Origin of the sequence: Caulobacter sp. D5, from assembly GCF_003185805.1 — a bacterium.
GTDB lineage: Bacteria > Pseudomonadota > Alphaproteobacteria > Caulobacterales > Caulobacteraceae > Caulobacter.
On record NZ_QHJY01000451.1, the window covers coordinates 1 to 7,601 of the forward strand.

The following is a 7,601-nucleotide window of genomic DNA, read 5'->3' on the forward strand; positions in this document are numbered from 1 at the left end:
CTGTTTGTCCTGGCCCAGGAGGCCGCCGCCGGCTTCGAGGCGCCGGTGGTGCGCCAGCCGCTGGTCCAGACGCCCCTGACGCCGCCCGGTAAGGGTCCGCCGCCGCCGTTCGCCGGCGGACCGGTCGTCGCCCAGGCGGCCGTGACCTCGACCCTGGCCCATGACGCGCCGCCCGCCACGGTCGCCCATCAACTGTCCAAGGGCGTCGACGCCGCCCTGGCCCGCCAGGAACTGATGCAGGCCGCCTCGCTGCCCGAACGCGCCGACGCCGCCCGGGCCGCCCAGCCCCTCGATGGCCGCGCCGCCGAGGAGAAGACCGGTCCCCGCTGGGTGTTCGACGTGCCCTTCGCCACGCCCCAGGGCTCGTCCGTCGCCCAGTTCGAGATCAGCCGCGACGGGGGCGGCGGCGGAGCCGCCGGCGGTCCGGACGAGGCCCGCACCTGGAAGGTGCGCTTCTCGCTCGACGTCGAGCCCATGGGCCGCATCGACGCCCAACTGGCCCTGACCGGCGAGCGGGCCCGCGTGTCGCTGTGGGCCGAGCGGACCGAGACCATGACCCGCCTGCGCGGCGGCCAGGAGATCCTCGACGCCGCCCTGCGCGAGGCCGCCCTGGAGCCGGAAGTAGCCTTCCACGCCTCGCCGGCGCCGGTCGCCGCGCCGCCCGCGCCTGGCCGCTTCGTGGACCGCGCCACATGACCCGCGTTTCCGGTCCCCGCATCGCCGTCGCCCTGCGCTACGACGCGCCCGACGCCCCACGCGTGGTCGCCAGCGGCCGCGGCTGGGTGGGCGACAAGATCGTCGAGACCGCCCGCGAGCACGGCGTGCCGCTGGAGGAGAACCCGGCCCTGGCCCAGGCCCTCTCGACCATCCCGATGGAGGAGGAGATCCCCGAGGCGCTCTACGTCGCCGTGGCCGAGATCCTGGGCTTCATCCTGCGCACCGCCGCCAAGAGCTAGGCGTTTTCCCTCAAGCTCGTCATCCCGGCCGGAGGCGCGTCAGCGCCGCAGAGCCGGGACCCAGGAGACTGGGCTAGGCGATGGGGCGCCCACCCTGCGGTAGCTTGCGCGTTGCGGCGGCCCCTGGGTCCCGGCTCTCCGCTTCGCTGCGGCCGGGATGACGAGAAAAGGGAAGGCGGCGAAGAAAGTCTCGACCATCCCCCTGGGTCTCGTCCGCGCCGCGCCTATATCGACCGGGACCCTTCCCAGGAGCTCCCATGTCCGACCTCTCGGCCTTCCCGATCGCCAGCCGCTGGCCCGCCGCCCATCCCGACCGCATCCAGCTCTATTCGTTGCCCACGCCCAACGGCGTGAAGGTGTCGATCATCCTGGAAGAGCTGGGCCTGCCCTACGAGCCGCACCTGATCGACATCGGCAAGAACGAGACCTGGACGCCGGAATTCCTCAGCCTCAACCCCAACGGCAAGATCCCGGCGATCATCGATCCCGACGGCCCGGGCGGAAAGCCGCTGGGCCTGTTCGAGAGCGGCGCGATCCTGGTTTATCTGGCCGAAAAGACCGGCAAGCTGCTGCCGACCGATCCGGTCGCCCGCTACGAGACCCTGCAGTGGGTGTTCTTCCAGATGGCCGCCGTCGGCCCGATGTTCGGCCAGCTGGGCTTCTTCCACAAGTTCGCCGGCCGCGAATACGAGGACAAGCGCCCGCTGGAGCGCTACCGCGCCGAGAGCCAGCGCCTGCTGGGCGTGCTGGAGACCCGACTGGAAGGCCGCGACTGGATCATGGGCGACGACTACACCATCGCCGACATCGCCACGCTCGGCTGGGTGCGCAACCTCGTGGGCTTCTACGAGGCGGCCGATCTGGTCGACTACAAGAGCCTGAAGAACGTCCCGGCCTGGCTGGAGCGGGGCCTGGCCCGTCCGGCCGTGCAGCGCGGCCTCAACATCCCGGCGCGCCCGTAATCAAGGAATGGGGGCGGGCGGCGAGCGCCGTCCGCCCTTTCAACGACCGCCGATTCCGCTCAAGAAACGGGGCATGTCGCTCTTTCCCGAACTCGACGTCCCGCCGTCCGACCGCCTGTTCTTCGGGATCTTCCCCGAGCCGTCGGTCGCCGAGGCCATCGCCGGCCGGGCGCACGACCTGAAGGGCCGCCTGAACCTCTCCGGCGCGCCGCTGACGCCCGACCGTTTCCACGTCACCCTGCATCACATCGGCGACTACGCCGGCCTGCCGCGCGGCATCGTCGCCCAGGCCCTGGAGGCCGGCGCCGCCGTCGCCGCGACCTCGGCGCCGTTCGACGTGACCTTCGACAAGGCCGCCAGCTTCAACAATCGCGGCAACAACCCCTTCGTCCTGCAAGGCGGGGAGGGGCTGGCCGACCTGCGCGCCTTTCAGAAGGCCCTGGGCCTGGCCATGGCCCACGCGGGCCTCGGCAAGCAGGTCGCCAAACAGTTCAATCCGCACGTGACGCTGCTCTACGACCGCGGCCTGGCGCCCGAGACGGCGGTGCAGCCGGTGTCGTGGCCGGTTGCCGAATTCGTGCTGATCCACAGCCTGCTGGGCCAGACCCGGCACATCGTGCTCGGGCGCTGGCCCCTGAAGGCGTGAACTAGCGGTCCTGCACGTTCCCCGAATGGCTGGTGTTCTGGCGCAGGTTTCCGTGCCGGCCCTGTTCGGCCAGGTTTACGTCTGCGTTGCCGGGATCGGGCGACTGCAGGTCCTCGCGGCTGGCGTGGCCTTCGATGTCGGGCTTCTGGCCCTTGAAGGCGCGTTGCTCCGGCGGGATGGGCGGGGCTTTGGACATGGTTTCCTCCGGATGGTTGTGGAGAGAAAACCGTCGGGACGCGCCGCCTGTTCCTAGCGCCAAGCTCCCGTCAGGCCGCCGGCGGCTCGGGGCGCGAGACGACGAAGGCCGCGCAGGCGGCCATGATCGCCCCGACCAGCAGGCCTAGCCAGAGCTTGGGCCGCGCCGCCAGCAGGAACACCGCCATGCCGCCCGCCATCCCCAGGCACGCGGCGATCTTGGCCTTGCGGGGAATGGCCTTGTTCGCCCGCCAGGCCCGCACCGAGGGACCGAACTTCGGGTGGTTCAGCAGCCAGGCCTCCAGCTTGGGGGAGGATTTGCCGAAGCACCCCGCGGCCAGGATCAGGAACACCGTGGTGGGCATCAGCGGCAGGAACGCCCCGACGATGCCCAGCGCCGTGAAGGCGAAGCCGGCCACGAGATAGCCGATCCGCACCCCGCGCGACGTGGCGGGGACGCTGACGGCTTCGAGCCCCGTCGAAGGGAGCTCGTCGGCGGGGATCTCAGCGGAAGGCGGCGTCGACATAGGCCTGCACCTGCGAAAAGGCGGCTTTCGCCCCGGCTATGGCGCGGGCCTCTGCGGCCGCGTCGAGATCGGCCGCGTCCAGCGCGGCGGTGAACTGTCGCCAATGGGCGGCGCGGCCGTCGGGATGGCCGGCCAGGTGGCGCGCGCCGAAGGTCTCGCCCAGTCCCAGCTTGGCGGCCGCCTTGAACAGGAACGCCGCGCCCAGGTTCGAGCCCTCGGCGACGTAGAGCCAGCCCAGCGCCGTCGCCAGGTCCGGCTCCGCGTCGGCCGTGAAGACCGGCGGCGGCAGGTCTTCCTGGGCGGGCAGGCCAAGGTCGGCGCGGTCGGCCTCGATCGCCGCCAAGCGCCGGCGGCCGTCCAGGTCCGGCAGGCGCTGGGCCAGTTCGGGCCGCTGGTAGAGGCCGTCGATGTCGCGATGGAAGCGCTGCTGCACATCGAGGAAACGGCCATAACGCTCGCGATCCTCGAACGGCCGGCCGGCCATGATGCTCTTGTCGAGCCGTTCGTGGGTCTGGGTCGTTCCGGCCTTGAGGCGCTTGGCCAGGGTTTCGGCGTTGGCGAGATCGGTCATGGCGTTCATGCGATGAATGTCGCCCCCTCGCGATTGAGACGCAACTGCTCTGGATCAAATCCGCCGCGCTCTTTGGCGAAAATGCTAATCCGTCGGAGGAGAGCCCGACTCGCGGGCGAAGTTCTGGAGCGCGTCCGGTGACGGTGACGATCTACGGCATCAAGGCCTGCGACACGATGAAGAAGGCCCGCACCTGGCTCGACGAGCGCGGCGTGGCCTACGCCTTCCACGACTACAAGGTCGCCGGGATCGACCGCGCCAGCGTCGAGGGCTGGGTCGCGCAGCTGGGCTGGGAGACGGTGCTGAACCGCGCCGGCACGACCTTCCGCAAGCTGCCCGACGCCGACAAGACCGGGATCGACGCGGCCAAGGCCGTCGACCTGATGCTGGCCCAGCCGTCGATGATCAAGCGGCCGATCCTCGATATCGACGGCAAGCTGCTGGCCGGCTTCAAGCCCGAGGCCTATGCGGCGGTTCTCGCCTGAAGCGCGAAACAGGGCTTGCACGAAATACGCGAGTTGGCGAACTTTGGGGCGACAACCGCGGCAAACAGCGGCTAAGTCTTTGGGAAACGGCCGGACTCCCTTCATGAAGGGGCGGCGGCGACAGGATGATTGAGTGGGCGTGACTTCGGGGCTTCCTTACGATCTGGCGATCTTCGATTTCGACGGCACGCTGGCCGACAGCGGTGCCGTGGTGCTGAAGCTCGTCAATCCGATGGCCAGGATCTACGGCTTCAAGAGCGTCACCGACGAGGAAGTCGAGATGCTCCGTGGTCGTCCCAATCGCGAGATCATCAAGTACCTGGGCGTCTCGGCCTGGAAGATCCCGATCATCGCCGCCCACGGCAAGAAGCTGATGGCCGCCGAGATCGGCTCGATCGGACTGTTCCCGGGCGTTCCGGACATGCTGCGCGCCCTGTCGGCCGGCGGCGTGCGCCTGGCCGTGGTCAGCTCCAACAGCGAAGCCACGATCCGCACCGTGCTGGGTCCCGACCTCGCCAAGCTGATCGACCACTATGGCTGCGGCGCCTCGCTGTTCGGCAAGGCCAAGAAGTTCCTCAAGGTGATCAAGACCGCCGGCGTGCGGCCCGGCCGGGTGATCTCCATCGGCGACGAGACCCGCGACATCGACGCGGCCAACGCGCTTGGCCTGGCGTCCGGCGCCGTCACCTGGGGCTACGCCACCCGCCAGCTGCTGGTCGACCACACCCCGACCGTGCTGCTCGACGCCGTCGAGGACATCGTCGCCAGCCTCGCGCCGCAACGGGCCGCCGCGGCCGTCGCAACGGCCTGATCCGCCTTACGAAAGTTTCATCTCGCGCGGCGCCTCCAAACGGCGTCGCCAAAGCCTCTTCCCTGTACGAGACGAAAGCGACAGGCTCTCGTCCAAGTCATTCGAAGGGGAACGAGTCATGGATGGTGGAATTCTGGTGCCTCTGGGCCTGTTCGCCATGATCGCCGCGATCGTGCTGGTGCCGGTCTGGCTGCGCAGCCGCAACAAGCAGGAAATGCAGGCCACAGTGCGCGCAGCGATCGAGCGCGGCCAGCCGCTGCCGCCCGAACTGATCGACGCGATGACCAAGGACGTGAAGCTGCCGAAGGAATCGTCGGCGCTGCGCGACATGCGAATCGGCGTGATCATGATCGCGGTCGGCGCCGGTCTGGCGGTCATGGGCGTGATCCTGGGCCAAGCCCACGGCGAGGCGTTCCATCCGCTGCTCGGCGCGGGCGCCATCCCCGCCCTGATCGGTCTGGCCTACGTGTTTCTGAGTTTCTTCAACCCCAACAAGGGTGGTCCGTCGCAGCTCTGAGACGGACTTCCGGGGGAAGAGGGGACTTTTCATCATGGGTGTTCTACGCCCGCCCACCACAGGTCACGATGTCGAGCTGGCGGCCCTGGCCGCCACCGGCGATCGCGCGGCTTACGGGGAACTCGTGCGACGGCACGGCTCTTCCGTGCGCGGCCTGCTGCGTCGTCTCGGCGCCGATCCGGCCACGGCCGACGACGTCGCCCAGGACGCCTTCCTGGTCGGCTTCGAGCAGATCGCCGACTATCGCGGCGAGGGGGCCTTCGGCGGCTGGATCAAGAAGACCGCCGCGCGGCTCTATCTGCGCAAGGTCAAGCGCGACTCGCGGCTGATCTTCTCGGACGAGACGCCGGAGGATCCTTCGCCCGCGACCAGCGCTTCGCCGGGCGACCGGCTCGACCTGGACGAGGCCCTCAAGGGCCTGTCGCGCGGCGAGCAGCTGTGCGTCTCGTTGTGCTACGGCGCCGACTGGTCGCACGCCGAGGCGGCCGAGGCCTTGAATATCCCGATCGGGACGGTCAAATCCCATGTCAAACGTGGTCTCGATAAGCTCCGGGCCAGACTGGCCCCGTCACCGGACTCATCTGCGCGGAGGGAAGGTCATGGTTGATCGCGACTTCGACGCCCAGCTTTCGCGGCTGTTCGCGGCCCCGCCGGCCTTTTCCGACGCCGACGCCTTTCAGGCCAAGGTCGAGCGGCGGCTCGACCGCGGCTGGGCCATGCGTCGCCTGCTGATCGGCGCGGCCGGCGCCGTCGCCGGCGTGGTGGCGGTCGGGCAACTGATCACCAGCCGCTTCGCCTCGGACCTGCAGCACGCTTCCGCGCAGGGCGTCACCAGCATGGACATGGGCGTCGACAAGCTGATGGGGCGGATCGACCAGTTCGTCGCCACGCCGGCCAGCGTCGAAACCCTGTGGCTTGGCGCGGCGCTTGCGGCTATCGCTCTGGCCTTCGCCGTCACCCGACTGGTCGAAGAGTTCTAATTCCGGAGGGCGGCCCCCGTCGCGCTCCGGTCATCGAAGAGAGCCGGAGCGAGTCTTGTCCGCCCATCGCCAGGAGACGGTCCGCCGTCTCGCCGCCCCCGATATCGCCGCCCGCAAGGGCGGCGTTCCGATCGTCTGCCTCACCGCCTACACCGCCCCGGTGGCGGCCGCCCTCGACGACGCCTGCGACGTGCTGCTGGTCGGCGATTCGCTGGGCATGGTCGTCCACGGCATGCCCAACACGGTCGGCGTGACCATGGAGATGATGATCCTGCACGGCCAGGCGGTCATGCGCGGCTCGAAGAAGGCCATGGTCGTCGTCGACATGCCCTTCGGCTCCTACGAGGGCGCGCCGGAAGAGGCCTACGCCAACGCCGTGCGCATCATGAAGGAGACCGGGGCCCAGGCCGTGAAGGTCGAGAGCGGCCCCACCGTGCCCCAGACCATCCGCTACCTCGTCGATCGCGGCGTGCCGGTGATGGGCCATGTGGGCCTGCGCCCGCAGGCGGTGCTGGTCGACGGCGGCTTCAAGGCCAAGGGCCGCGACGAGGAAGGCCGCCAGAAGATCCTGGCCGAGGCCCGCGCCACCGCCGAGGCCGGCGCCTTCGCCGTGGTGGTCGAGGGCGTCGCCGAGGCCCTGGCCCGCGAGATCACCGAGACGATCGCCCCGCCGACCATCGGCATCGGCGCCTCGGCCGGCTGCGACGGCCAGGTGCTGGTCAGCGACGACATGCTGGGCCTGTTCGACTGGACGCCCAAGTTCGTGCGCCGCTACGCCGACCTGAAGGGCCAGATCGAAAAGGCCGCCGCCGACTACGCCCGCGACGTCAAGGACCGCAGCTTCCCCGGCGCGGCCGAGACGTACTACGCCAAGAAGGACTGACCTCTTTTTCCCTCTCCCCTTGCGGGAGAGGGTGGCCTCCGAAGGAGGTCGGGTGAGGGGTCTCTCAA

At 69.6% G+C, this 7,601-nt stretch carries 13 protein-coding genes and 1 pseudogene; 11 read left to right on the forward strand and 3 right to left on the reverse strand.

Going from position 1 to position 7,601, the window contains the following annotated elements:
* The 5 genes and pseudogenes from DMC18_RS23335 to DMC18_RS23355 all read left to right on the forward strand — a co-directional run.
* On the forward strand, positions 1 to 696 hold a 696-nt coding region (locus tag DMC18_RS23335; protein ID WP_146218190.1), incomplete at its 5' end, for a flagellar hook-length control protein FliK.
* The gene (locus tag DMC18_RS23340; RefSeq protein ID WP_110117814.1) at positions 693 to 956 is read left to right on the forward strand and encodes an EscU/YscU/HrcU family type III secretion system export apparatus switch protein; all 264 of its coding nucleotides are present in this window, start codon (positions 693 to 695) and stop codon (positions 954 to 956) included. The genes DMC18_RS23335 and DMC18_RS23340, both read left to right, overlap by 4 nt.
* Positions 957 to 977: 21 nt before the next feature.
* Positions 978 to 1,118: pseudogene (locus tag DMC18_RS27365) on the forward strand (hypothetical protein); the annotation flags it as partial.
* A 95-nt stretch (positions 1,119 to 1,213) separates the two neighbouring features.
* Positions 1,214 to 1,918, forward strand: coding sequence for a glutathione S-transferase N-terminal domain-containing protein (locus DMC18_RS23350; protein WP_110117801.1), 705 nt, complete (start codon positions 1,214 to 1,216; stop codon positions 1,916 to 1,918).
* A 73-nt stretch (positions 1,919 to 1,991) separates the two neighbouring features.
* Positions 1,992 to 2,564 carry a 2'-5' RNA ligase family protein gene (locus DMC18_RS23355; protein ID WP_110117802.1) on the forward strand — a complete coding sequence of 191 codons (573 nt, stop codon included), beginning with the start codon at positions 1,992 to 1,994 and terminating at the stop codon, positions 2,562 to 2,564.
* A 1-nt stretch (position 2,565) separates the two neighbouring features.
* Here the strand turns inward: DMC18_RS23355 and DMC18_RS23360 are convergent, their stop codons facing one another.
* From DMC18_RS23360 to DMC18_RS23370, 3 genes are all read right to left on the reverse strand, one after another.
* On the reverse strand, positions 2,566 to 2,760 hold the full coding sequence (locus DMC18_RS23360) for a hypothetical protein (RefSeq protein ID WP_110117803.1): 195 nt from the start codon (positions 2,758 to 2,760) through the stop codon (positions 2,566 to 2,568).
* 70 nt (positions 2,761 to 2,830) lie between these two features.
* Entirely contained in the window at positions 2,831 to 3,286 is a 456-nt protein-coding gene (locus DMC18_RS23365; RefSeq protein ID WP_110117804.1) for a YbaN family protein, read from the reverse strand.
* The gene (locus DMC18_RS23370; RefSeq protein WP_110117805.1) at positions 3,264 to 3,866 is read right to left on the reverse strand and encodes a biliverdin-producing heme oxygenase; all 603 of its coding nucleotides are present in this window, start codon (positions 3,864 to 3,866) and stop codon (positions 3,264 to 3,266) included. The genes DMC18_RS23365 and DMC18_RS23370 overlap by 23 nt, the downstream gene beginning before the upstream one ends.
* Positions 3,867 to 3,994: 128 nt before the next feature.
* Here DMC18_RS23370 and DMC18_RS23375 point away from each other — a divergent pair, with 128 nt between their 5' ends.
* The 6 genes from DMC18_RS23375 to panB all read left to right on the forward strand — a co-directional run bounded on the left by DMC18_RS23375 (position 3,995) and on the right by panB (position 7,533).
* On the forward strand, positions 3,995 to 4,342 hold the full coding sequence (locus DMC18_RS23375; RefSeq protein ID WP_110117806.1) for an ArsC family reductase: 348 nt from the start codon (positions 3,995 to 3,997) through the stop codon (positions 4,340 to 4,342).
* Between the two features lie 133 nt (positions 4,343 to 4,475).
* Positions 4,476 to 5,153 carry an HAD hydrolase-like protein gene (locus DMC18_RS23380; protein WP_233248271.1) on the forward strand — a complete coding sequence of 226 codons (678 nt, stop codon included), beginning with the start codon at positions 4,476 to 4,478 and terminating at the stop codon, positions 5,151 to 5,153.
* Positions 5,154 to 5,271: 118 nt separating this feature from the next.
* Positions 5,272 to 5,670, forward strand: a complete 399-nt coding sequence (locus tag DMC18_RS23385; RefSeq protein ID WP_110117807.1) for a DUF6249 domain-containing protein — start codon at positions 5,272 to 5,274, stop codon at positions 5,668 to 5,670.
* A gap of 34 nt (positions 5,671 to 5,704) precedes the next feature.
* Positions 5,705 to 6,277 (forward strand): RNA polymerase sigma factor, encoded by a 573-nt coding sequence (locus DMC18_RS23390; protein WP_110117808.1) that lies wholly within the window; start codon positions 5,705 to 5,707, stop codon positions 6,275 to 6,277.
* On the forward strand, positions 6,270 to 6,650 hold the full coding sequence (locus DMC18_RS23395; RefSeq protein ID WP_110117809.1) for a hypothetical protein: 381 nt from the start codon (positions 6,270 to 6,272) through the stop codon (positions 6,648 to 6,650). Before DMC18_RS23390 ends, DMC18_RS23395 begins: the two co-directional genes overlap by 8 nt.
* Positions 6,651 to 6,705: 55 nt before the next feature.
* Positions 6,706 to 7,533 carry a 3-methyl-2-oxobutanoate hydroxymethyltransferase gene (gene panB / locus DMC18_RS23400; protein WP_110117810.1) on the forward strand — a complete coding sequence of 276 codons (828 nt, stop codon included), beginning with the start codon at positions 6,706 to 6,708 and terminating at the stop codon, positions 7,531 to 7,533.
* Positions 7,534 to 7,601 lie beyond the last annotated feature (68 nt).

What these genes read in the sequence shown, in the direction of transcription:
- DMC18_RS23340 (WP_110117814.1), top strand. Translation starts at nt 693, where the DNA reads ATGACCCGCGTTTCCGGTCCCCGCATCGCCGTCGCCCTGCGCTACGAC.
- DMC18_RS23350 (WP_110117801.1), top strand. Translation starts at nt 1,214, where the DNA reads ATGTCCGACCTCTCGGCCTTCCCGATCGCCAGCCGCTGGCCCGCCGCC.
- DMC18_RS23355 (WP_110117802.1), top strand. Translation starts at nt 1,992, where the DNA reads ATGTCGCTCTTTCCCGAACTCGACGTCCCGCCGTCCGACCGCCTGTTC.
- DMC18_RS23360 (WP_110117803.1), bottom strand. Translation starts at nt 2,760, where the DNA reads ATGTCCAAAGCCCCGCCCATCCCGCCGGAGCAACGCGCCTTCAAGGGC.
- DMC18_RS23365 (WP_110117804.1), bottom strand. Translation starts at nt 3,286, where the DNA reads ATGTCGACGCCGCCTTCCGCTGAGATCCCCGCCGACGAGCTCCCTTCG.
- DMC18_RS23370 (WP_110117805.1), bottom strand. Translation starts at nt 3,866, where the DNA reads ATGAACGCCATGACCGATCTCGCCAACGCCGAAACCCTGGCCAAGCGC.
- DMC18_RS23385 (WP_110117807.1), top strand. Translation starts at nt 5,272, where the DNA reads ATGGATGGTGGAATTCTGGTGCCTCTGGGCCTGTTCGCCATGATCGCC.
- DMC18_RS23390 (WP_110117808.1), top strand. Translation starts at nt 5,705, where the DNA reads ATGGGTGTTCTACGCCCGCCCACCACAGGTCACGATGTCGAGCTGGCG.
- DMC18_RS23395 (WP_110117809.1), top strand. Translation starts at nt 6,270, where the DNA reads ATGGTTGATCGCGACTTCGACGCCCAGCTTTCGCGGCTGTTCGCGGCC.